We start from the raw sequence: 23,009 nt of genomic DNA on the forward strand, positions 1-23,009 counted from the left end.
TCACTAGATGCGCTCAAGCCTCTGCTGGGGTCCTACGCGGGCCAGGTCAAATGCATCTACATCGATCCGCCGTACAACACAGCACCGCGGCCACGGTTACGTAGACGAGATCCTCGAGTGCATCACCCGATTCCATATCGGGGATGGAGCTCGACGAATTACCGCGACCACAGATGCGGTCAATACCCCGATGGCGGCGGCGTTCGACCCGGGCCGGTTACAAGCTTGGTCGAGGTGCGCATCGACCTGGAGCCGTCCCAGATGTACTGACCGGCGACGACGGCACCCGCCAGCGGGCGAGGACTATTCTTCGCAGACCCCGCTGATCATCCGGTTCGGCGAAGAGTTCGCCGCGTGTCCTGTGAAATGTTCGATGCCTCTGACAGGCGATCAGCAGGCCAAGAACCTCGAGCTCGCGGTGGGCTAGCCCGTGCAGGTCCTCGCAGGGTGAGAGCACGACGACCAGGCTCAGGTGGCGGGGAGCGTCTTGAGGCATGCCCAGAGCCATGACGCGCAGGTAGCCGCCGGGTTCGGTTGGCGCGGGCAGCAGGAACGAGGTCCGCGGTCCGCCGAGCATCGCGCGGGGCCGCGGCCAGTACTGGCGAGCGGGGGCGGAAAGTGGGGTGGTCGGGCAGACCGAGCAGGGCCATAACGTCTCGTGACCGGCTGGACCCTGACCTCATTCCCCAGCATCCGCACCGACCTGCGCAACACCGGCGCGAATGTGGTGGACCATGGGGGTGGCTCGAGACGGGAACCTGGTCACCAGCCGCTCACCCGATGATCTCTTCCCTCTGTTTCGCCGTGGGAGTACTGTTCAGTCCACCGACGCCGGAAACTGCTCGTGAGCAGCCCGGTACGCCACATGGCGCAGGCGGGGCTGACTAGCAGCTCGACACCCGGCACCTCGGTAGCTCCAACCCTCCTGGAGGTAGGTAGCGCATGAGATGAGCTGCGTCCGGGCCGTCTTCCAAGTCGACCGATGACCCACGCAGTAAGCCAGCACCGGTCTCGGACGCGCCGGCCCTTCGAGGATCGCAGCCCACGTCCCACCTCAGGACAACCAGAAGGAAGTGATCGCGGATGCGACGGATAACGCTGCCGAGCGGGGAGTCCATCCCTGTGCTGGGCCAGGGCACCTGGGGCTGGGGAGAGGACCCCGGCCGCCGCGGCGACGAGGTCGCCGCGCTGCACGCCGGCCTCGAGCTGGGCATGACGCTGGTCGACACCGCCGAGATGTACGGCGACGGCGGCGCGGAGGAGGTGGTCGGTGAAGCATTGGCGGGTCGCCGCGACGAAGCATTCGTGGTCAGCAAGGTCCTTCCGTCCCACGCCTCCCGTTCCGGCACGATCGCGGCCTGCGAACGCAGCCTGAAACGCCTGGGCACCGATCGGATCGACCTCTACCTGCTGCACTGGCAGGGCAGGTACCCGCTGCAGGACACCGTCGCGGCCTTCCAACAGCTCGTCGAGGACGGGAAAATCCGATACTGGGGCGTCAGCAACTTCGACCACCGGGCCCTCGCCGACCTGCAGGACGTGCCGGGCAGCAGCGGGCTGGCCACGGATCAGGTGCTGTACAACCTGTCGCGGCGAGGACCGGAGTACGACCTCCTGCCGTGGTGCGCCGACCACCAGCTGCCGGTCATGGCGTATTCGCCGATCGAGCAGGGCCGCATCCTTCACGACACGACAGTGAACGACGTCGCGGCGCGTCACAGCGTCAGCGCCGCGGCGGCGGCCATCGCCTGGGTGCTGCGCCGCGACTCGCTCTGCACGATCCCCAAGGCGAGCAGCCCGCAGCACGTGCGAGACAACGCCACAGCACTGGACGTGGAGCTGACCCGCGAAGACCTGGATGCTCTGGACCGTGCGTTCCCGCCCCCGAGCGGACCGCGACCACTAGAAATGCTGTGACCCTGACCAAGGGCGCAGCCCGGTTGGTCCGGACAGCGCGGCAGCACCGTCGGTGAGGATGGGAGTTGTCGGGCTTGAAAGAGGATGATTTCGCGGATGTCAGAGAACTCTGAGCCGGGCAGCGAGGCCGACTCGCGGGACAGCGACAGCGGGTCGGTGGGCAAGCTAGAGCTGTTCTTCGACCTGGTGTTCGTGTACGCCATGGCGCAGCTGACCGAGCTGGTGCGGGACGACGTTTCGTGGCGGGGTTTCGGTCATGGTGTGCTCGGCCTACTGGCGGTGTGGTGGGCCTGGGTCTGCTACACGTGGCTCACCAACACCTTCACTACGAATCGGGTGGTATTTCGCTGCCTGGTCATCGCCGCCATGGCTGCGATGCTGCTGGCCGCAAGCGCACTCCCGACCGCGTTCAGCACCGGAGCCCTCGTCTTCGGGCTTGCCCTGCTCGCCATCCGCGTCATCCACCTGGTCTTGTTCGTCGTGGACGCCTCCCACGACGACGAACACCTCCGCGCAGGCCTCCTGCGGCTGGCCCCGAGCCTGCTCATCGCACCAGTCCTGATCGCCGTCACCGCCGCCTTCCCGGCCCCCTACCGAGAGCTGCTCTGGATCGGCGCAGCCATCATCGACTTCGGCGGACCCCTGGTCGCCGGGGTCGGGGTTTTCCGGGTAGTGCCCTCCTACTTCGTCGAGCGCCACGGCCTCATCATCATCGTCGCGCTCGGTGAAGCCGTCGTCGGGCTGGGCACCGGGGCCAGCGAGCACCTGCAGCAACCGGTCGTGCTCGCCGCCGCCGTCCTCGGAGTCCTGATCGCCGCCTCGTTGTGGTGGACCTACTTCGGTCTGACCGCCGGCGCCGAGCAACGCCTCAAAGACGCCGACGGGCCCGAACGCGCCCGACTGGCCCGCGACGCCTACAGCTACCTCCACCTTCCCCTGGTCGCCGGGGTCGCCTTCTTCGGCTTCGGCGCCAGCGTGGCGCTTGAGCACGTGTTCGACCCGTTACCGCTGCTGCCGGCCATCGCCCTCAGTGGCGGGGTGGGCCTGTTCTACGCCGCCGATGTCGCCTACCGATGGCGCGATCACCATCAGCTCGTGCCGGACCGCCTCCTCACGGCGGCCGCATCCCTGCTCATCATCCCGCCAGCACTGATCATGCCCGCATGGTCAGTGTTGACGGTTCTCACCGCGGTCGGCGCCCTGCGCCTGATGTGCGAACTCGTGCGACGGCCGCGGATCGGTCCCGCAGCCGCCGGCCAAGTCCACTGAGGCCGGAACGCCTAGGGCGTGTCTGACAATGAATCCAGGGGTCGGCTGGCACCGTCGAAGACGTGTCCGCAGTTCCCGACTCGCTGAAGCTCAAGGGTGCCGCTTTGTCGGCAGGGGCCTGCGGGACGCAGCGGCGCGCTGAGGACGCCGAGGGACTGCGCGGGGCCTGGGGCGCGTAAAAGGCTCATGGCGCCAGACGACCGACCGCGCATCGGCGCTCCCGGACGGCGCAGTCGACGTCTCGGTCGAGGGAGAGTGGCGCTTCTCCCAGACCCTGCGCCACCTCGTCTTCGCGACCGGCGCCTGGCTGAGCCGGGGGATTCAGGGCGCCGAGGAGCCGTTCCACCCGCTCGGCCAGCCCCGCGCGGGTTGGGAGGACGATGGTGTCGACCTCGCCTTCTTCGCGTCCACGCCCCCGCCCTACGAGGAGATGCCCGCGGTGCGGTCCGAGCGCCTGGCCCAGGTCCGCGAGTTCCTGGCGTCCGTGGACGACGCCGGCCTGGACGAGTAACGCCGCCACCCGTGGAGCCCCGAGTATCCGGAGACGGTGCGCTCGTGCTTTTACGTGATCCTCGAGGAGGAGTGGGAACACCTGCGCTACGCCCTGCGCGACCTGGACGCCCTCGATGACGTCGCGGCCCAGGGGCGCTGAACGACCACGGTCGTCGCCGCATCAGTCCCTGACTGCGGCGGTGGGAGTGCCGCCTGGATGCTTCTCGCTCACCCGCGCGAGGATTTTCCGGCCGGCCAGGCCACCACCGTCCTCCGCACCCCCGCTCCCGTCGGCGTCGAGGAGACGCGCGTGAGTCTCATGCTGGCCGCCCGCCGGCCCCGGTGCGGCACGGCGACGTATGAGGCGCTGTTCGATTTGGGCCGACGGGTTCCAGGTCGAAGGGTCGCTCAGCGGCCCCTCCGCTTTCTCTTTGTCGCCGACGGTCGGCCGTCGCGGGAGCTCGCGCGGTTCGCGGACGTGCGGGTGGGTTTGCCGCGATCATTCTCGGCGGAACCGCGGGCCGGGGAGGCAGGCCCATTCTGGGTCGTTCGCGAGCTGTTGACCGTGCGGCCTCGGACCACGCCGATGAAGTCCTCGAGACATGCGTTCTCATCGTCCATTCGCCAGGCGAGGGCGACTGGGGCGGGTTCAGCGTCGATGATCGGCCGGTAGGTCAGGTCGCGCCGGCTGGCACCGCGGGCAATGGACATCGGCACGACCAGCACAGCGCCGCCCAGTACGAGATCTGTTGCTGCGGCGTTGAGCTCGGTGATCACCTGCTCATCTTCGAGGTCTGCGAGCCTCACGTCGTCGACAGCCGAGATGCGGTGCTCCTTGGATACCCACGCCACTATCTGCTCCTCGTAGAGCGGGATCGCATGGAGACCCTCTCGGTCGATGGGCAGACGCACGAAGCACATGTCGAGGCTTCCGTCGCGCAGGCCGACGAGCTGTTCGGCGTCGGCCACATCGCTCACGGCGAGGGGAGCCTCGAAGCGCTCGCCCCACACCCGCTGCCACTTGGTGAGAGTGACGCCGCGCACCTTCCCAATCCGTAGTGCCGCGACCTCGGGGTTGTTCTCGCTCACCGGGGCAGGCTACCGCCCTCGCATGCTCGAGGAGTCGGTGTGGCATACGCTCTTCGGGTGAGTCAGACCCTCAAGCCGTCCACGGCAGCCCAGAAGCTCGGCATCCTGCTGACCGCCGCGCCGGAAGACTTTCAGAACACCCCGATCACGCGTGCGCAACTCGACGCCCTGCGCGCGGACCCGCCCGCATGGCTGACCGACCTGCGTCGCAACGGTCCATTCCCGCGTGAGGTCACGGCTGCGAAGCTGGGGATCTCCCACTCGGGGTTGCGGCGCAGCGGTGTCACCGAACCGTTGAACGCCGACCAGGTCGGGGAGCTCCTCACCGACCCGCCGGAATGGCTCGTCCACGAGCGTCAGGTTCACCGCAAGGTCATCGCCGAGAACGCCAGGCTGAAGGAACAGCAGAAGGGCTGAGCCCGTGACAGCGGGTGGTCCGGCAGCGGTCGTGATCGGGCTTGGCCGAAGCCGGCCCTCGCCCGGAACTCCGAGAGAACCTGCGCGTTGCGTACGGGCAACTCGACGGCGCCGAACGGGGAGCCCGATCGACGTGACGGCCGCGCTCGGTGACATGGTGACCTACAACGGCGGCCGGCCGTTGGCCTGCCTGGCCTGAGTCGTGTGCTCAACGTTCGCATACCTGGGGAGCGGTGACGCTCGACGTGAAGCGCCTGGGTTTGGTTCCCGACCTTCCAGAAGGCGAATCGGGTCATGCCCAAGCACTACACGCCGGAGTCTTGTGAGCATGCGGTCAGGATGAAGCGTTCGGGAGCTGTTGCCGCTTCCAGGCGGTGGGTCGAGGCTGCCGCGAGGAGTTCCTGCGCGAGTTTGACCGGTGAGATTGCTCGGTGCCGTACGCGATCAGTTACGTCTCCTCGGCGGCAAAGGACATACGGACACTCGGCGGGCCAGCGATCCGCCGATTGTGCTCGGCAAGGCGCCGATACGGCCTTCGGATCCGCTGTTGAAAACGTGTCGGTGTTCCGCCGCGTCGGATCAACGAGATCGTGCACGGCAAGCGGGGTATCACCGTTGATACCGCCCTGCGGCTCGCGAAGTACTTCGGCACATCAGCCGAGTTCTGGGTCAACCTCCAGAGCCATTACGAACTGGATCGTGCGGAGGACCGCGGAAGCGAGCAGATCGCCGCGATCACCCCTCTGAACGTCGCCTGGCCTCGCGGCGCTGCGGGGAGCCATCCGGCGACGTTCGACGAGCGCGCCGTCACGTGCGGGTGGCGTGCCTTCTGGGGCGAGGCGTAAACGATCGCGGTCCAACCAGTGATCACATCTGTTGGCGACGGCGAACGCACCGGCCTCAGCGGTCGCTGGATCTCGCTGGGCGGGGCCTGCGCAGGTGGCGTTCGGCCGCTGCGCGCTTGTTCTCGTCGACGGAGCGTTCATAGGCAGCCACGAAGCTCTGGACCGTGAGGGGCCGGAAGCTGTTCACCGAGTCCCGCACGTCCGCGGCGGGCACGCCCGTCGCCTTGTACGCCGGCCAGACGTCCTCGCGGAAGATGTCGGTCAGTTCCTCCGCGAGCGCTCGCGCGTGACGTTCGATGCTGGCCTGGGCGCGCTGAGCCGCGCGGAGCGGCAACCCGAAATCGAGCATCTGCACGCCGAGTGACAACAGGGTGGGGGAGACCTCGAACGTCTCATCGGCCGTCGGTTCCAGGATGCCGATGGCGGCGAGCACCTCGAGGTCGTCTTCACTCAGCGGTCGTCCGGCACGCTCGCTGAGTTCCGCGCGCTCCAAGGTCTCGGGTCGGTCCGACATCCATGGCGCGAGCAGGGTGCGGTGGAGGCGAATGGCATCCGGCGAACCGTCCGTCGGCACCTTGGCGAGGTAGCTCGTGATCGCAGCGAGGGTGAAGCCGTGTGCCTGGAGCTCGCGGATGAGCTCCAGACGCACGAGATGCTCGGCGCCGTACATGGCGATGCGACCCTCGCGGCGTGGCGGCGGAAGCATGTCCCGGCCCGTGTAGAAGCGAATGTTGCGGGCAGCGACACCGGAGCGTTCCTCCAGCTCGTTCAACGTGTACGCCTGCGCCGCCCAATCATTCACACCCCAGTTTCGCACGGGCTGGAGTGCTGACGTCGTCACTGGTGCGAGCTCTCCTCGACGTACTGTGCGGCGATGTCGCCCTCGAAGCTGCGCTCGACGGCCTTGCGCCGCAGCTTCATGCTGGGTGTCAGATCGCCGGCCTCGATCGTCAGCTCCCGGTCGAGCAGGACGAACTTCTTGATCTGCTCCCACCTGTTGAGGTCGAGGTTGAGCTCGTCGACGTAGCCCTGCGCCAGCGCTTGCACCTCGTCGGTGCGCATGAGCTCCGCGAAGTCGCTGTACGTGACGCCGCGCTCCTGCGCCCAATCCTTCATCGCGACCGGGTCGAGCGCGATGAGTCCGACGACGAACCGGCGGCTCTCACCGACGACGACGAACTGTGCCGCGTACGGGCACACGGCCATGAAGCGCGCCTCGATGACGCTCGGTGCGACGTACTTGCCGTTCGCCGTCTTGAACACGTTCTTCTTGCGATCGGTGATGCGGATGTTGCCCCGATCGGTGAGCATGCCGACGTCACCGGTGCGCAGCCAACCGTCGTCGGCGAACGTCTCGGCCGTGGCCTCGGGGTTGCCGTGGTACTCCTTCATCACGCTGGCGCTGCGCACGAGGATCTCGCCGTCGGTGTCGAAGGCCACCTCGGTGCCCGGCAGCGGCTTGCCGACGGTTCCGTACTCCACCTCGCCGATGCGGTTGAGGCTCGTCGTCGACCCGGCCTCGGTGAGTCCGCACCCCTCGAGCACCGTGATGCCGGCGCCGCCGAACCACTTGGCGATCGCCGGGTCGAGCGCCCCCGAACCGGAGCTGAGGAAGCGCAGACGTCCACCGAAGGCCCCACGGATCTTCTTGAGCACGAGGGCATCGGCCACCTTCGTCTGAACGCCCAGCTTGCGCGGCACGCGCTCCCCGGTCGTCTCCAACTCCTGCGTCGTCATCGCGACCGACGCAGCCCAATCGAGGAGGCGACGCTTCACCGGGCTGGCCTCGGCACCCGTCTTCACGCGGGCGTGGATCTTCTCCAGGATGCGGGGCACGGAGCACATGAAGGTGGGCTTCACCTCGTCGAGGTTGCTCGCGATGCGGTCGAGGTTGCCGTCGATGTAGGTGAGGTAGCCGGCACGAACGGCCATGAGGGAGAGGGCCTTGCCGAAGGCGTGCGCGAGCGGCAGCCACAGCAGCGTGACGTCGTCCTCGTGGAGCAGATCGACGGCGATGAGGGATTCGAGCGTTGCGTTCCAGCTGCGGTGCGTGAGCAGCACGCCCTTGGCGCGCCCGGTGGTGCCGGAGGTGTAGAGGATCGCCGCGATGTCGTCCCCGGTCAACGCCTCGTAGGGCTGCGCCGCCAGCACGGACTCGCCGCGGCTCACCACGCCCTCGAGCGGGACGAGCCAGTCACCCTCGCGTGAGCCGTCGAGGCTGATGACGACCGTGAGCTCCGGCAGGGCCGAACGCAGGTCGCGAAGGGCATCGATCTGTGCCGCGCTCTCGGCGACGACGACGCGGGCACTCGCGTCGCTCAGGATGTGCTCGACGTCGGCGGGAAGGCTCGACGGGTAGACGGACGTCCTGACGCCCCCGGCGCAGATGGCCCCGTAGTCGCACCAGAGCCATTCGTAACGCGTGCCGGACATGATCGCCACGCGCTCGCCGTGCTGCAGCCCCAGGTCGATGAGAGCCGCCGCGAAGACGCGCGCACGACGGCCGGTGTCGGCCCATGTCTCGCTCACCCAGGCGTCGTTCGCGTCGCGGTGAAGGACACCTTGTTCACACTCTGCTCCGCGCGCCACTGCAGCAGGTGCGCGAGGCTCGGATGAGGCAGGGGCGGCAGCGGGCCTCCGTCGGACGCAGCGGTGATGGTGCTCGCGGGCTGGCGGTCATGGACTCGTCCCTCGTCAGGTGTTTGTGAGGCATGTCACGTCATCGACCCTAACACTGACACTGTCAGTGTTAGGGTCGTTCACGTGATGAGGTTCCACCACCTCCGCCTGATGTCATCCCCACTGAGGAGAGTTCCATGACAGCCCAGCCCGAAGCGTTCGTCTTCGATGCCGTTCGCACCCCGCGCGGCCGGGGCAAGAGCTCCGGCTCCCTGCACGAGGTCAAGCCGATCGACCTCGTCACCGGCCTGATCGACGCGCTCAAGGAGCGCAACCCCGACCTCGATCCGAACCGCATCGACGACATCGTCCTCGGCGTCGTGACGCCCATCGGTGAGCAGGGCATGGACATCGCCAAGACGGCCGCGCTCGCTGCGGGCCTGCCGAACACGGTCGCCGGCGTTCAGCTCAACCGCTTCTGCGCCTCTGGCCTCGAGGCCGTCAACCAGGCCGCCGCACGGATCCGCTCCGGCTTCGAGCACCTCATCGTCGCCGGCGGCGTCGAGTCGATGTCGCGCGTGCCCATGGGCGCGGACGGCGGCGCCTGGCCCATGGACCCGGCCACCGCCTTCGCCACGAACTTCGTTCCTCAGGGTGTCGGCGCGGACCTCATCGCCACCCGAAACGGCTGGAGCCGCGACGACGTCGACGCCTACGCCGTCGAATCCCAGCGTCGCGCCGCGGCCGCTCAAGCCGAGGGTCGTTTCGACGGTGCGCTCGTTCCCGTCAAGGACGCGAACGGCATGACCATCCTCGACAAGGACGAGACGGTCCGGGGAGACACCTCGGCGGAGAGTCTCGCGAAGCTCAAGCCGTCGTTCGCCATGATCGGTGACCTCGGAGGCTTCGACTCCGTCGCGCTCGAGCAGTATCACGAGGTCGAAGCCATCGACCACGTCCACCACGCGGGCAACTCCTCCGGCATCGTCGACGGGGCCGCCCTCGTGCTCATCGGTGGCGAAGCCACCGGCAAGGAGCTCGGCCTCACGCCCCGCGCCCGCGTCCTCGCCACCGCCGTCAGTGGAGCCGACCCGACGATCATGCTCACCGGCCCGACGCCCGCCGTCCGCAAGGCGCTCGACATCGCCGGCCTCACACCTGAGCAGATCGACCTGTGGGAGATCAACGAGGCGTTCGCCGTGGTGCCGATGAACGTCATGGCGGAACTCGACATCCCCCACGACAAGGTCAACGTCAACGGGGGCGCCATCGCGATGGGCCATCCGCTCGGCGCCACCGGTGCCGTGCTCGTCGGAACGTTGGTCGACGAATTGCACCGTCAGAACAAGCAGTACGGCGTCGTGACGCTGTGCGTCGGCGGCGGTATGGGTATCGCCACGGTCATCGAGAAGATCTGAGGGATCACACACCATGAATGCACAGACCACGAGCAACGCGGCCGTCTACTCCGAGAAGGACGCCGACGGAGTCGTCACCATCTGGCTCGATGACCCCGAGGCCAGCGCGAACACGATGAACCAGCGCTACATCGACGCGATGGGTGACGTCGTCGACCAACTCGAGAAGGACATCGAGGCGCGTGCCGTCAAGGGCGTCGTCGTCGCATCGAAGAAGAAGACGTTCTTCGCCGGCGGCGACCTCGTCGGCATCCAGAAGATCCGGGCCGACCAGGCTCATGAGGCCTTCGACATGGTCGAGAAGGTCAAGAGCCAGCTACGTCGCCTCGAGACCTGCGGCGTGCCGGTCGCGTCCGCCATCAACGGTGCTGCGCTCGGCGGTGGTCTCGAGATCACGCTCGCCACCCACTATCGCGTCGCCGTCGACGACCGTTCGGTCAAGCTCGGCCTGCCCGAGGTGACCCTCGGCCTTCTGCCCGGTGGCGGCGGCGTGACGCGTACGGTCCGCATGTTCGGCCTCCAGAGCGCGCTCATGGACTGGCTGCTGCAGGGGCAGCAGCGTGACCCGAAGCGCGCCCTGGAGAAGGGCCTCATCCACGCTGTCGTCGCGACGAAGGACGAGCTCCTGCCCGCCGCGCGCGCCTGGGTGCTCGAGAACGCAGACGACCCCGAGGCCGCCAAGCAGCCCTGGGACCGCGAGAAGTTCCGTCTGCCCGGTGGCGCGCCGTCGTCGCCGAAATTGGCCGCCGTTCTGCCGTCGTTCCCCGCCAACCTGCGCAAGCAGCTCAAGGGCGCCGACTACCCGGCGCCGCGCGCCATCATGTCGGCTGCGGTCGAGGGGGCGGGCGTCGACCTCGACACCGCCTCTCGCATCGAATCGCGCTACTTCGCCACGCTCGTGGCGGGCAAGAACTCCAAGGACATGATCCAGGCGTTCTTCTTCGACATGCAGGCGCTGGGCGCGGGTTCGCTGCGCCCGAAGGGCGTCGAGAGGTCGAAGGCGAAGAAGGTCGGCGTGCTCGGCGCCGGAATGATGGGCGCCGGCATCGCCTACGCCTGCGCCTCACGAGGCGTCGACGTCGTCCTCAAGGACGTCAGCGCCGAGAACGCCCAGAAGGGCAAGGACTACTCGAAGAAGATCCTCGACAACAAGGTCTCCCGCTCGCAGATGACGCAGGAAGCTGCCGACGAGGTGCTGGCTCGCATCACGCCGACCACCGACGCGGCCGACCTGAAGGGCTGCGACGTCATCGTCGAGGCCGTCTTCGAGGACCCCGAGCTCAAGGCCAAGGTGTTCGCCGAGGCGGAGCAGCAGGTGGACGAGAAGACGCTCCTGTGCTCGAACACATCGACGCTCCCGATCACCGGTCTGGCCAAGGGCGTCACGCGCCCGAAGGACTTCATCGGCCTGCACTTCTTCTCGCCCGTCGACAAGATGAAGCTCGTCGAGATCATCGTCGGCGAGGAGACGAGCGATGAGACGCTGGCGCGCGCCATCGACCTCGTGCAGCAGATCGGCAAGCTGCCGATCGTCGTCAACGACAGCCGTGGCTTCTTCACGAGCCGTGTCTTCGGCACATACGTGCTCGAGGGCCCGGCGATGCTCGAGGAGGGCATCGACCCCATGTCGATCGATCGAGCCGGCACGTCGGCGGGCTTCCCGACCGGACCGCTGGCGCTGCTCGACGAGGTGACGCTGTCGCTGCCGCGCCACATCGCCGAGGAGACGAAGAAGGCTGCCGCGGCCGAGGGCGCCGAGGTGCCCGAGCCGGCCGGTCTCGATGTCCTCGCGACGATGCTCGACGAGCACGACCGCCCCGGCCGCGCGGCCGGCAAGGGCTTCTACGACTACGCCGACGGCAAGCGCGGCAAGCTCTGGCCCCAGCTGCGTGAGACATACACGAAGAGCGACGTCACCACGCCGTACTCCGACCTGCAGGATCGTTACCGCTTCGCGATGGCCATCGACGCGGCCCGCTGCTTCGAGGAGGGCGTCATCACTTCGACGGCCGCAGCGAACATCGGCTCGATCTTCGGCATCGGCTTCCCCGCCAACACGGGCGGCGTGGCGCGGTTCATCGAGACGTACGAGGGTGGCATGAAGGGCTTCGTCGCCCGCGCCAACGAGCTGGCCGACGCCTACGGCGAGCGCTTCCGCCCGTCGCAGTGGCTCACCGAGCGCGCGAACGCGGGCAAGGGTCTCGTCGAATGACTGGGAACAAACCGCTCGACGGCGTCGTCGTCGTCAGTCTGGCCCCCAACCTGCCCGGCCCGGCGGCTGCCCATCGCCTGAGCGTGCTCGGCGCGAGCGTGACGAAGGTGGAGCCGCCGAACGGCGACTTCCTCGCCCTCGGCGCGCCCGATTACTACGCCGAGCTCACGGGCGGCCAGCGGATCGTCACGATCGACCTCAAGAACGAGGACGGTCGTGCCGAGCTGGAGTCGATGCTCGAGGGCGCCGACGTGCTCCTCACGTCGGCGCGTCCGAGCGCGCTGGCAAAGCTCGGACTCGGCTGGGACGAGATCCACGCACGTCTACCGAAGCTCATCCAGGTGGCCATCGTCGGCCACCCGGGTGAGGAGGCGGAGCTCGCGGGCCACGATCTGACGTACCAGGCGGGCTACGGCACACTCGATGCGCCGTCGATGCCGCGCGTGCTCATGGCCGACCTCGGCGGCGGCGAGCGTGCCGCCGCCGCGGCGGCCGCGGCGCTCGTGGCCCGTGCCCGCACGGGTGAGGGGTCGTACGAGGAGGTCGCGCTGAGCGACGTCGCGGCCGACTTCGCTGCCCCGGTGCGCCACGCGCTCACCGTGCCCGGCGGTGTTCTCGGTGGCGCGTTGCCCCAGTACCGCCTCTACCCGGCCTCGGACGGCTACGTCGCCGTCGCGGCGCTGGAGGGCCACTTCTGGAAGCGCCTCCTAGAAGCCCTGCAGACGGTGAGTGACGACGGCACCGGCCTCGCCGACGTGCTCAGCACCAAGACGGCGAACGAGTGGCAGGAATGGGCGCGCGAGCGCGACATCCCGCTCGCCGCAGTCGTCACCCCCTGACAACCTTCGAGAGGCATCTGACATGTTCACGATGACGCCCTATCGCTCCCCGTGGCTGAACGAGGAGCTCGACGACCTGCGCAAGCTCGCTCGCACCTTCTTCGAGCGCGAGTCGAAGCCGAATCAGGCGCAATGGGCCGAAAACCACGAGGTCGACCGCGAGTTCTGGAACAAGGCCGGAGACGCCGGGCTGCTGTGCATCTCCATCCCGGAGGAGTACGGCGGCGGTGGCGGTACCTTCGCGCACGAAGCGATCATCCTCGAGGAGCAGGCAGGGGCCGGCGACGACGCGTTCGGCAACAGCGTTCATTCGACGATCGTGGCCCACTACATCCTCAAGTACGGCACGCAGGAGCAGAAGAAGTCGTGGTTGCCGCGCATGGCGAGCGGAGAGATGGTTGCGGCCATCGCGATGACGGAGCCGGGCGCCGGTTCCGACCTGCAGGCTCTGAAGACGTCGGCGAAGCTCGACGGTGACGACTACGTCGTCAACGGTGCGAAGACGTTCATCACGAACGGCTCGCACGCCGATCTCGTCCTCGTCGTGTGCCGCACGGGGGACGAGGGCGCTTTGGGCTTGTCGCTGCTCGGCGTCGAGGTCGACAAGGTCGAAGGGTTCTCGCGTGGGCGCGTGCTGAGCAAGATCGGCATGCCCGGCCAGGACACGCGTGAACTCTTCTTCAGCGACATGCGGGTGCCCAAGGAGAACATCCTCGGCGGTGAGGCGGGCCTCAACCAGGGCTTCATCCAACTGATGGAGCAGTTGCCCCAGGAGCGTCTCACCATCGCCGTCGCCGCCGTCGCGTCCAGCGAGCTCGCGCTGCGGGAGACGATTGCGTACGTCAAGGAGCGCAAGGCGTTCGGTCGTGAGGTTCTCAAGTTCCAGAACACCCGCTTCGTGCTCGCCGAGTGCCTGATGGAGACGCGTGCTTCCCGTGCGCTCGTGGATTGGTGCATCGAGCAGCACGTCGCCGGCACGCTCGACGCCGCCAGCGCGTCGATGGCGAAGGCGCACTCGACCGACAAGCAGGTCGAGGTCATCGACCGCTGCCTCCAACTGTTCGGCGGATACGGTTACATGCTCGAATACCCGATCGCGCGTCTGTACGCGGCAGCGCGGGTGCAGAAGATCTACGGCGGAACGAACGAGATCATGAAGGAACTCATCGCCCGCTCGCTGTGAGGGCGTGATTCCCGCTCGACGCTGGGGCCGACTCCTCATCGGAGTCGGCCCCAGCTTTCGGTGGGAATGCGGGGTGGCAGCCGGAGAGGCGAACTCAGGGAGGCGATAGTAGAAGGACCCGCTTCAGTTGTTCTGCGCCGTCGCGCTCGGAGGGAGCCCGCCATGCACCTGCTCGAGATCGCCGCGATTCTCGTCGTCGGCTTTGTCGGATCCGCGGAGTTCGGCTCCGCCGCCTTCGTGCACCCGGTCATTCGCAAGCTGTCACCGGACGATCAGCTGACCTTCGAACAGTGCCTGCTGAAGACCTTCGGCCGCGTCATGCCGGTGGGAATGACGGCTGCCGTCGTGCTCGGCGTCAGCGTGGCCGTGGCGCGCCCCACCGGCTGGTTGATCGCCGCTGCCGTGAGTCTGGCGGTGGCGCTCGTCGTCACGATCGTCGGCAACGTGCCCATCAATGCCCGCACCGGCCGCATCGAGGGGAAGGCCGCGCCTGAGGGGTTCATCGCGATGCGCCGGAGATGGGACGTCTTTCAGCTGGTACGAGCGTCGCTGCAGCTGGTGGGCTTCGTGCTGATGGTCGTGGGAGTCGTGACGGACCTGTAAGCGGCCTCGACCTGTCACGTGATCGACGAGGACGCTGGCGGGACAACCGCTCGATTGCGGTGTCGGCACCGACCGGCCTCCCGTACGAGGTCGGCGGGGCGACGACGGGCCCCGCTCGAGCGGCGGCGTGTTGCGTCGGAGGTGTTTCGAGCGGCGAAGAGCCCTAGCGGCTCGAACCACCTCCGGACGTTCACGTGTGATGCGCAGGCCTGCAGCCCGCGTTCTCCCGGAGGAGACACAAAGGAACCGGGCTCCCCATGCTGAGCGTCATACCGATGCCGGGTCGCAGAAGGGCGGCCCCCAGGGGAGGGAACACCATGAGCACCATCGAGAACCAGACACCACCGATCGACTCACCCGAGTACGCCGACCTGGCCCACACGGGCAGTCAGCCACCGGTGGAGGTCGAACCGAGTGAGGCACCGCGCGTCGACGAACGGCTGAGCGTCCCGGAAGGGTACGCACGAGAGAAGAGCAAGCCCCCGCTCGGGCTCGCCAAGTTCAAGGACCGGTTGCCGCAGCCGCCCGTCATCCGGGCGTGGCGACGGTTCGGCGAACAGCCCATTCGTATCCGCGCCGAGAAGGCCTTCGTGCGCTTGCATGCCGATCTGCCTCGCACGGTGGCGTGGACGTACGAAGGCTCGATGCCCGGTCCGACCATCGAGGTCCGCAGCGGCAGGGAGGCGCGCATCGACTGGGAGAACTGCCTGAGTGACGAGGACGGCCCCCTGCATCTACCGTTCGACGTCGTGCGGGTGCCCTCGAGCGGGGGCAACCCGAACATTCCGGGGGCACTGATCTCGGGCGGACGGGTCGGCACCGACCCGGCAGCGGGCGCCTTCCCTCGGATCGAGGGCACGAAGGAGCTGACGGCGGCCACCGTCGTCCACCTGCACGGAGCCCTCACGGACGGGCACAACGACGGCTGGGCCCACAACATGGCGCTTCCGGGCAACGTCACCCGGTGCGCCTACCCGAACAAGCAATCGGCGAGGACGCTCTGGTACCACGACCACGCGATGGCCGTGACGCGGTACAACGTGCACGCCGGGCTCGCCGGTTTCTACCTCATCCGTGACGAACGGGAAGAACGACTCCGTCTCCCGAGCGGAGAAGCGGAGCTCGTGCTCGCGATCACCGACCGCAACCTCGAGACGGACGAGCGAGGTTGCTTCACCGGTCGCGTGCTGTACAAGCAAGCGGGCTTCGAAGAGCAGGGCAACCCGGGGGAGATCCCGTTCATCGGCCCTTACACGCTCGTCAACGGAAAGATCTGGCCGACGACGAACGTCGACGCGCGCTGGTACCGCCTGCGGCTGCTCAATGCCTCGAACTCGCGTGTCATGCGGCTGGCGCTGCACGACACCACCGACGAGCGCCCGGACGCTGAGCCCGTGCTGAGCACCGATCCGGCCTTCGCACGGAACCGGATCGAGGACGCGCTCGTCGTCATCGGCACCGAGGGTGGCTTCCTCGGTGCCCCCGCCCGCCCCGAGGGTGGCGTGCTCGAGATGGGACCGGGTGAGCGAGCTGACGTCCTCGTCGACTTCTCGGCCCTGCGCGGTCGCACGGTCGAACTGAGGAACGAGAGCGGCACCGTGATCGACGCGGGCCAGGGCCAGGCCGAGGCGAGCGTCATGCAGTTCGTCGTAGACCGGCGACGCGTGCGCGACCCGTTCGTCCTGCCACCCGTACTCGACAAGGGGTACTCGCGCTGGGTGCACCGCCCAGACGGGGTCCTCGAGGTCGGCCAGGGGCGCACCGTCGATCATCACGCGCACGCCTGGGTGGCGATCATCCCATCGCGCATCCGCGGCGCGGTGCACCCGCAGATGTGGGAAATGGAGCAGATCGACGGCTACCTACCGATCGACACCCCGGACATCGTGCGGGTGACCGGCAGCGACGGCGAAGTCGTCACGCTGCGCCCGGTCGCCAAGCTCTTCGACGACACCACGACGATCCGTTTCGCAGAGCAGGACTGGGCGGTGTGGAACATCCTGCACCTCGGCGGCCCCGATCACCCGCTGCACATCCACATGACCGACTTCCAGATGATCTCGCGCCGCCAGTGGGAGGTCGAGAACGGTGCGGTGAAGGGCTTCGACAAGGAGCTGGCTGCCACCCCGGCGCCCCTGCCGACACCCGCGCCGGGCCGTGCCATCGATGCCATCGACGCCGGTCAGAAGGACACCTGGGTGATCAAGAGCGGGGAGTGGGTGAGCATCCTCGGCCAGTTCGCCGGTGCGACAGGAAGCTTCATGTACCACTGCCACATCCTCGACCATGAGGACCACACGATGATGCGTCCGTTCGTCGTGCTGCCGAAGTCGATTCTCGCCTTCCACACGGGCCACGCAGGCGGTCACCACTGAGCGAGGGGTGGGGGTGTGTGCTGACGACGGTCCACACCCCCACCCTCGTGGAACGCCGGGCGTTCGGTATCGGGGCGCGGCCCCGATACCGTGGGCTCCATGCGTGTTCCCCCGGACATCGTCGAACTCGCCGAAGTGGCGCATGACATCACCGTTCTGACCGGCGCCGGAATGAGCGCCGAGAGCGGTCTCGCCACCTTTCGCGATGCACAGACCGGGCTGTGGGCGCAGCAGGACCCTTCGGAACTCGCCACCCCGCAGGCGTGGGAGGCAGACCCGGCCCGCGTCTGGGCCTGGTATCGCTGGCGCATGACGCTCATGACCCGCGCCCAGCCCAACGCTGGGCACCGGGCGCTCGCCGAGTGGAGCGAGGCCGGCGATGCTCACCTGTGGGTCGTCACCCAGAACGTCGACGACCTGCACGAACGCGCGGGCAGCGACGTGCTCGCCCACCTGCACGGCAGCATCTTCGCGTTGCGCTGCTCCCGCTGCGGGCAGGACGCCGACGCCGTCGGCGAAACGCTCACCGAACCAGTCGAGCGCCTCGACCCGCCCGTCTGCGTCCACTGCGGCGGCCTCGTGCGGCCCGGCATCGTCTGGTTCGGCGAAGCACTCCCGCAGGATGCTCTGGAACGAGCCGAGGCCGCGACGCTCTCCGCCGACCTGGTCCTCGTCATCGGTACCTCCGGGATCGTCTACCCCGCAGCCGGCCTGCCGATCATGGCGCACCACCGCGGTGTTCCTGTCGTCGAGATCAACCCTGAGGAGACCGACCTCAGCGACATCGCCACCGCCACATGGCGCGTCCCAGCGGGTGAAGCCCTACCCGCGCTGCTCACGGCTCTTCGTGAGAACACGGCATAATCGATCAAAACCCCACACGATCCGTCGGCGTGATCCGTCGGCGCTTAGGAGGCACGCCATGTCCCCGACTCTGCACCCCCGGCTCGAGCCGGTCCGCGAGACGATCCTCAAGCGCAACCCCGGTGAGGCCGAGTTCCACCAGGCCGTGGACGAGGTGCTCATGAGCCTCGGCCCGGTGCTCGAACGCCGCCCCGACTACGTCGAGGCCAGCATCATCGAGCGCCTCGCCGAGCCCGAGCGTCAGATCATCTTCCGCGTGCCGTGGGTCGACGACCAGGGCCGCGTCAACGTCAACCGCGGCTTCCGCGTCGAGTACAATTCGGCCCTGGGCCCGTACAAGGGCGGTCTGCGCTTCCACCCGAGCGTCTACCTCGGCATCGTGAAGTTCCTCGGCTTTGAGCAGATCTTCAAGAACTCCCTCACCGGCCTGCCCATCGGCGGCGGCAAGGGTGGCGCCGACTTCGACCCCAAGGGAAAGAGCGACGCCGAGGTCATGCGCTTCTGCCAGTCGTTCATGACGGAGCTCTACCGCCACATCGGTGAGTACACCGACGTCCCGGCCGGCGACATTGGCGTCGGCGGCCGCGAGATCGGTTACCTCTTCGGCCAGTACAAGCGCATCACCAACCGCTACGAGGCGGGCGTGCTCACCGGTAAGGGCCTCTCCTGGGGCGGCGCCGCGGCGCGCACCGAAGCCACCGGCTACGGCACGGTCTTCCTCACCCAGGAGATGCTCGCGACGAAGGGCCGCTCCTTCGACGGCACGAAGGTCGTCATCTCCGGCTCCGGCAACGTGGCCATCTACGCCGCGCAGAAGGTCGCCCAGCTGGGCGGCACCGTCATCGCGATGAGCGACTCCGGCGGCTACGTCGTCGACGAGAAAGGCATCGACCTCGAGATCGTGCGCGACCTCAAGGAGAACAAGCGCGCCCGCATCAGCGAGTACGCCGACCTGCGCAAGCAGTCGACGTTCGTCGCCGACGGTTCGATCTGGGACGTCGCCTGCGACGTCGCGCTGCCGTGTGCCACGCAGAATGAACTGTCGGCGGACGCGGCGAAGACGCTCGTCAAGAACGGCTGCATCGCCGTCGCCGAGGGCGCGAACATGCCCACGACGCCGGACGCCACCGACATCCTCCAGGAGGCCGGCGTCCTGTTCGCACCGGGCAAGGCTTCCAACTGTGGCGGTGTCGCCGTCAGCGCTCTCGAGATGCAGCAGAACGCCTCGCGTGACTCGTGGACGTTCGAGCACACCGAGAAGCGTCTCGAAACCATCATGAAGGGCGTCTTCGAGCGCTGCCAGAGCACCGCCGACGAGTTCGACGTGCCCGGCGACTACGTCAAGGGCGCCAACATCGCCGGCTTCGTCAAGGTGGCCGACGCGATGCTCGCCCTCGGCGTCGTCTGACCCGGACGCTTCGCCGCAGAGCCCGCTCGAACCTCGCGCTCGGGCGGGCTCTGCGCGTTACAGCCGCCAACCGGTGCGGTAGCCGTGCAGCGCCGCCCGAAGGATCTCGGGCAGCTCGCGCTGGTACTTGAAGATCGTCGGCACGGTCCACACCTGGGTACCGACGACTGCCGCGTCGGCCCGGGCCAGGCCCCGCGCGACCGCCCCCGACGTCGCACGCCGGAGATCGGCCGCCTCGGGTGTGAGGACACAGTTGGTCATCGACGTACTCCGGTGACGGAACTGGCTGACCTCAGCGACGTTCTGCCACGCCAAGGCTGCAACCTGGCGCCCATCGCCGCGCAGCACGCGTACCCCCTCGCGTTCGATGACGAGCGTTTGGCGACGTAGGAACTGGATCGTCAACGACGGGATGCCGAGCACCCCGAAGAACAGCACCGCGACGAGGCACACCCACGAGCCCGGTGTGCTCGTGAACGCGCCGAGCACGCCGCGCTCGCCGATGACGACCGTGAGACCGGCGCCGCCGATGGCCGTGAAACCGAGCGCGCCGACCATGCACGCCACGAACTTGCCGGTGCTCGACGCGATACGCGTCGCGCCCGTACGCCACAGCTCCTGCACGTGGGCGTCGATGATCTCGGGGCGCGCCTTCATGCCTCCCAACCTAACGAAGCGGTAAGCGCCTGCGGCCCCGTTGCAGGGGAGGGACTTCTACCGTGGGTGGCGTGGACGCGATCAACCTCGGACGCAGGATTCAGGGCGACATCTACGGCGCCGGTGTCCACGGACGCACCCCGGTGGTTCCCGTCGAACCGGGGCGACTGAGCGAGCCACCCGCAAGGCGATGAGCGATCGTGCGTTCGCCTACGTCGACGGCAGCGCGGGACGGGGACGCACGAACGACGCCAACGTCGAAGCCTTCGGGCGCTACCGCTCGGTGCCCCGCATGCTGCGCGACGTGCGTGAACGCGACCTCGGCGTCGACCTCGTCGGCCGTCGCTACGCGCACCCGCTCCTGCTCGCGCCCATCGGCGTCCTCGAAATGGCGCACCCGCAGGCCGAGCGCGCCGTGGCGAAGGCCTCCGTGGCCACACAGACGCCGATGATCCACTCGACGCAAGCCAGCGTCGCCATGGAGGAGGTCGCCGCCGAACTCGACGAGACGCCGCACTGGTACCAGCTGTACTGGAGCAACGACGACGACCTGGCCCGTTCGCTCGTCCAGCGCGCCGAGGCGCTCGGTGCGGAGGCAGTCGTCGTCACGCTCGACACGCACCTCATGGGGTGGCGGCCCGAGGACCTCGACCTCGGGCACCTGCCGTTCGCGCGTGGCCAGGGCCTCGCGCAGTACCTCAGCGACCCGGTCTTCATGGCGCGGGTCGAGGAGCGCGCAGCCCGCGGATCGGCCCGACCGACCGAACGTCCGACGTCCGCGGCGGCCCGCTCGCTGGTGTCGAGCGCCCGGCACTACCCGGGCGAACTGCGCGAGAACCTCCGTTCGCCGCTGCCGCGCGCCGCGGTCGAGACGTTCCTCGACGTGTTCCCCTCGAGCGGTCTCACCTGGGACGACCTGGCCAAGCTGCGCGAATGGACGTCGCTCCTGATCCTGCTCAAGGGCATCCAGAGCATCGACGACGTGCGCCTCGCCACCGATCAAGGGCTCGACGGCATCGTCGTGTCGAACCACGGCGGCCGGCAGGTCGATGGCGCCGTCGCCTCGCTCGACGTCCTCGCGAGCCTGGGTGACGAGGTCGGCGATCTCACCGTGCTCTTCGACTCCGGGGTGCGCTCGGGCTCGGACGTTTTCACGGCGCTCGCGCTCGGGGCAGACGCCGTCATCCTCGGGCGGCCCTACGTCTACGGTCTGGCGCTCGCGGGCGCCGAAGGGGTGCAGGCCGTCGTCGAGCACACCCTCGCCGAGCTCGACCTCACGATGGCGCTGACGGGTCACGCGTCTGTGGCCGAGATACACCGCGGCGCGCTCGCTCGGTGACCGAACGAACGCGCCGCGACGAGGCTCGCGCTCAGGAGCGCGGGTGCTCCGCGAGGTACTCGGCGACGTAGTCGACATCCTTGTCGCCGCGCCCCGAGAGGTTGGCGACGACGACGCCGTCCTCGCCCAGCTCCCGAGCCAACTTCATGGCGTGGACGATGGCGTGCGAGCTCTCCAGCGCCGGAATGATGCCCTCCACTCGCGAGAGGGTGCTGAAGGCATCGAGACATTCGTCGTCCGTGGCCGTCACGTACGTGACGCGGCCCAGCGACGCGAGGTACGCGTGCTGCGGGCCCACGCCCGGGTAGTCGAGACCTGACGCGATGGAGTGCACCGCCGACGGCTCACCGGACTCGTCCTGCAGCACCGTGGTGGCCATGCCGTGCAGGGTGCCGGGGGTGCCCTTCGCCATCGTCGCGGCGTGACGGCCGGGCACCTCGACGCCCTCGCCGGCCGGCTCGACGCCGTAGAGCGCGACGCCCTCGTCGTCGAGGAAGCCGCTGAACAGGCCCATCGCATTCGACCCTCCACCGACGCACGCGACCGCGGCGTCCGGCAGGCGGCCCTCGAGCGACAGGATCTGCTCGCGCGCCTCGCGCCCGACGACCGACTGGAACTCGCGCACCATCGACGGGTACGGGTCGGGGCCGACGACGGAGCCGATGCCGAAGAAGACGTCCTCGAAGTCACGGGCGTAGGTGTCGAACGCCGAATCGACGGCCTCCTTGAGCGAACGCCCGCCGAACTCGACCGGCACGACCTTCGCGCCGAGCATCTCCATGCGCACGACGTTCGGGTGCTGCTTGGCGACGTCGATCGCACCCATGTGGATCTCGCACTCGAGACCCATGTACGCGGCCGCCGTCGCGAGAGCGACGCCGTGCTGGCCGGCACCCGTCTCCGCGATGAGCTTCTTCTTGCCCATGCGCTTCGCGAGCAGGGCCTCGCCGAGGCAGTGGTTGATCTTGTGCGACCCGGTGTGGTTGAGGTCCTCACGTTTGAGGTAGATGCGCGCACCGCCGACGTGGCGCGTCAGGTTGTCGGCGGGGAACAGCACCGACGGGCGGCCCGCGTAGAGGGTGAGCAGACGCTCGTACTCGCCGAGGAACGTCGGGTCGGCCTTCGCCTCGGCCCACGCGCGTGCCACCTCGGCCATCGGCTCCTCGAGGTGCGGCGGCACGAAACGGCCACCGAACTCACCGAAGAAGCCTTCGGCGTTCTCGTCGTATGAGGTCATGGTCGAACTTCCTTTCGCGGGTGGGGCGTGGCACGACCGTAACCGGCATGAGGATGCTCGCCCCACCCTCGAGCGGCGGACGGGCCGGCCGTCTCAGCCCGTGATCGTCATGGGGCTGCGTCAGGCGGTGGTCAGGCCTGAGAGGCCGAACTCAGCGTCTGCTTGACGTCCTCTTGAGCACCTTGCCGACCTCCGAGAGCTCAGGCCGGGCCACACGGAGGCCTCC

Annotated in this window: 18 protein-coding genes and 1 pseudogene; 14 read left to right on the plus strand and 5 right to left on the minus strand. The window is 68.2% G+C overall.

Annotation, left to right across the window (positions count from 1 at the left end):
- Nucleotides 1-1,122: 1,122 nt before the first annotated feature.
- The 3 genes from EVU97_RS00020 to EVU97_RS15400 all read left to right on the plus strand — a co-directional run bounded on the left by EVU97_RS00020 (nucleotide 1,123) and on the right by EVU97_RS15400 (nucleotide 3,697).
- A complete protein-coding gene (locus EVU97_RS00020) occupies nucleotides 1,123-1,917 on the plus strand; it encodes an aldo/keto reductase (RefSeq protein WP_240730068.1) in 795 nt (264 codons plus the stop codon).
- Nucleotides 1,918-2,013: 96 nt separating this feature from the next.
- Nucleotides 2,014-3,186 (plus strand): low temperature requirement protein A, encoded by a 1,173-nt coding sequence (locus EVU97_RS00025; RefSeq protein ID WP_129662478.1) that lies wholly within the window; start codon nucleotides 2,014-2,016, stop codon nucleotides 3,184-3,186.
- A 166-nt stretch (nucleotides 3,187-3,352) separates the two neighbouring features.
- Complete coding sequence (locus tag EVU97_RS15400) at nucleotides 3,353-3,697, plus strand: DinB family protein (protein WP_129663173.1); 345 nt, start codon at nucleotides 3,353-3,355, stop codon at nucleotides 3,695-3,697.
- Nucleotides 3,698-4,086: 389 nt separating this feature from the next.
- On the opposite strand, the gene EVU97_RS00035 is transcribed toward EVU97_RS15400, so the two are convergent.
- Nucleotides 4,087-4,767 (minus strand): LysR substrate-binding domain-containing protein, encoded by a 681-nt coding sequence (locus EVU97_RS00035; protein WP_129662480.1) that lies wholly within the window; start codon nucleotides 4,765-4,767, stop codon nucleotides 4,087-4,089.
- A gap of 57 nt (nucleotides 4,768-4,824) precedes the next feature.
- Here EVU97_RS00035 and EVU97_RS00040 point away from each other — a divergent pair, with 57 nt between their 5' ends.
- Both EVU97_RS00040 and EVU97_RS00050 read left to right on the plus strand, forming a co-directional pair.
- Complete coding sequence (locus EVU97_RS00040; RefSeq protein WP_129662482.1) at nucleotides 4,825-5,184, plus strand: DUF5997 family protein; 360 nt, start codon at nucleotides 4,825-4,827, stop codon at nucleotides 5,182-5,184.
- Between the two features lie 557 nt (nucleotides 5,185-5,741).
- Nucleotides 5,742-5,939, plus strand: a pseudogene (locus tag EVU97_RS00050) (HigA family addiction module antitoxin); the annotation flags it as partial.
- A gap of 145 nt (nucleotides 5,940-6,084) precedes the next feature.
- On the opposite strand, the gene EVU97_RS00055 reads toward EVU97_RS00050, so the two are convergent.
- Nucleotides 6,085-6,801: a MerR family transcriptional regulator gene (locus EVU97_RS00055; RefSeq protein WP_205744825.1), complete on the minus strand. Its 717-nt coding sequence runs from the start codon at nucleotides 6,799-6,801 to the stop codon at nucleotides 6,085-6,087.
- Between the two features lie 65 nt (nucleotides 6,802-6,866).
- Nucleotides 6,867-8,558 carry an AMP-dependent synthetase/ligase gene (locus EVU97_RS00060; protein ID WP_165357814.1) on the minus strand — a complete coding sequence of 564 codons (1,692 nt, stop codon included), beginning with the start codon at nucleotides 8,556-8,558 and terminating at the stop codon, nucleotides 6,867-6,869.
- A 287-nt stretch (nucleotides 8,559-8,845) separates the two neighbouring features.
- Between EVU97_RS00060 and EVU97_RS00065 the strand changes: the two genes are divergently transcribed.
- From EVU97_RS00065 to gdhA, 8 genes are all read left to right on the plus strand, one after another.
- Nucleotides 8,846-10,066 (plus strand): acetyl-CoA C-acetyltransferase, encoded by a 1,221-nt coding sequence (locus EVU97_RS00065; RefSeq protein ID WP_129662489.1) that lies wholly within the window; start codon nucleotides 8,846-8,848, stop codon nucleotides 10,064-10,066.
- Between the two features lie 13 nt (nucleotides 10,067-10,079).
- Nucleotides 10,080-12,278 carry a 3-hydroxyacyl-CoA dehydrogenase NAD-binding domain-containing protein gene (locus EVU97_RS00070; RefSeq protein WP_129662491.1) on the plus strand — a complete coding sequence of 733 codons (2,199 nt, stop codon included), beginning with the start codon at nucleotides 10,080-10,082 and terminating at the stop codon, nucleotides 12,276-12,278.
- Nucleotides 12,275-13,117: a CaiB/BaiF CoA-transferase family protein gene (locus EVU97_RS00075; RefSeq protein WP_129662493.1), complete on the plus strand. Its 843-nt coding sequence runs from the start codon at nucleotides 12,275-12,277 to the stop codon at nucleotides 13,115-13,117. The genes EVU97_RS00070 and EVU97_RS00075 overlap by 4 nt, the downstream gene beginning before the upstream one ends.
- 22 nt (nucleotides 13,118-13,139) lie before the next feature.
- The gene (locus tag EVU97_RS00080; RefSeq protein WP_129662495.1) at nucleotides 13,140-14,300 is read left to right on the plus strand and encodes an acyl-CoA dehydrogenase family protein; all 1,161 of its coding nucleotides are present in this window, start codon (nucleotides 13,140-13,142) and stop codon (nucleotides 14,298-14,300) included.
- Between the two features lie 162 nt (nucleotides 14,301-14,462).
- Nucleotides 14,463-14,903 carry an anthrone oxygenase family protein gene (locus EVU97_RS00085; RefSeq protein WP_129662497.1) on the plus strand — a complete coding sequence of 147 codons (441 nt, stop codon included), beginning with the start codon at nucleotides 14,463-14,465 and terminating at the stop codon, nucleotides 14,901-14,903.
- A gap of 317 nt (nucleotides 14,904-15,220) precedes the next feature.
- Nucleotides 15,221-17,278, plus strand: a complete 2,058-nt coding sequence (locus tag EVU97_RS00090) for a multicopper oxidase domain-containing protein (RefSeq protein ID WP_129662500.1) — start codon at nucleotides 15,221-15,223, stop codon at nucleotides 17,276-17,278.
- A gap of 99 nt (nucleotides 17,279-17,377) precedes the next feature.
- Complete coding sequence (locus EVU97_RS00095; RefSeq protein WP_129662503.1) at nucleotides 17,378-18,142, plus strand: NAD-dependent deacylase; 765 nt, start codon at nucleotides 17,378-17,380, stop codon at nucleotides 18,140-18,142.
- Between the two features lie 58 nt (nucleotides 18,143-18,200).
- Nucleotides 18,201-19,550 carry an NADP-specific glutamate dehydrogenase gene (gdhA, locus tag EVU97_RS00100; RefSeq protein WP_129662505.1) on the plus strand — a complete coding sequence of 450 codons (1,350 nt, stop codon included), beginning with the start codon at nucleotides 18,201-18,203 and terminating at the stop codon, nucleotides 19,548-19,550.
- 57 nt (nucleotides 19,551-19,607) lie between these two features.
- On the opposite strand, the gene EVU97_RS00105 is transcribed toward gdhA, so the two are convergent.
- Nucleotides 19,608-20,207 carry a hypothetical protein gene (locus EVU97_RS00105; protein WP_129662507.1) on the minus strand — a complete coding sequence of 200 codons (600 nt, stop codon included), beginning with the start codon at nucleotides 20,205-20,207 and terminating at the stop codon, nucleotides 19,608-19,610.
- Nucleotides 20,208-20,397: 190 nt separating this feature from the next.
- On the opposite strand from EVU97_RS00105, the gene EVU97_RS00110 reads away from it, so the two are divergent.
- The gene (locus EVU97_RS00110) at nucleotides 20,398-21,546 is read left to right on the plus strand and encodes an alpha-hydroxy-acid oxidizing protein (protein ID WP_129662510.1); all 1,149 of its coding nucleotides are present in this window, start codon (nucleotides 20,398-20,400) and stop codon (nucleotides 21,544-21,546) included.
- 31 nt (nucleotides 21,547-21,577) lie between these two features.
- Here EVU97_RS00110 and trpB read toward each other — a convergent pair whose 3' ends face one another.
- Complete coding sequence (gene trpB / locus EVU97_RS00115) at nucleotides 21,578-22,783, minus strand: tryptophan synthase subunit beta (RefSeq protein WP_129662512.1); 1,206 nt, start codon at nucleotides 22,781-22,783, stop codon at nucleotides 21,578-21,580.
- Between the last annotated feature and the right edge of the window lie 226 nt (nucleotides 22,784-23,009).

Source organism: Dermacoccus sp. 147Ba, from assembly GCF_004151355.1.
Taxonomy (GTDB): domain Bacteria; phylum Actinomycetota; class Actinomycetes; order Actinomycetales; family Dermatophilaceae; genus Dermacoccus; species Dermacoccus abyssi.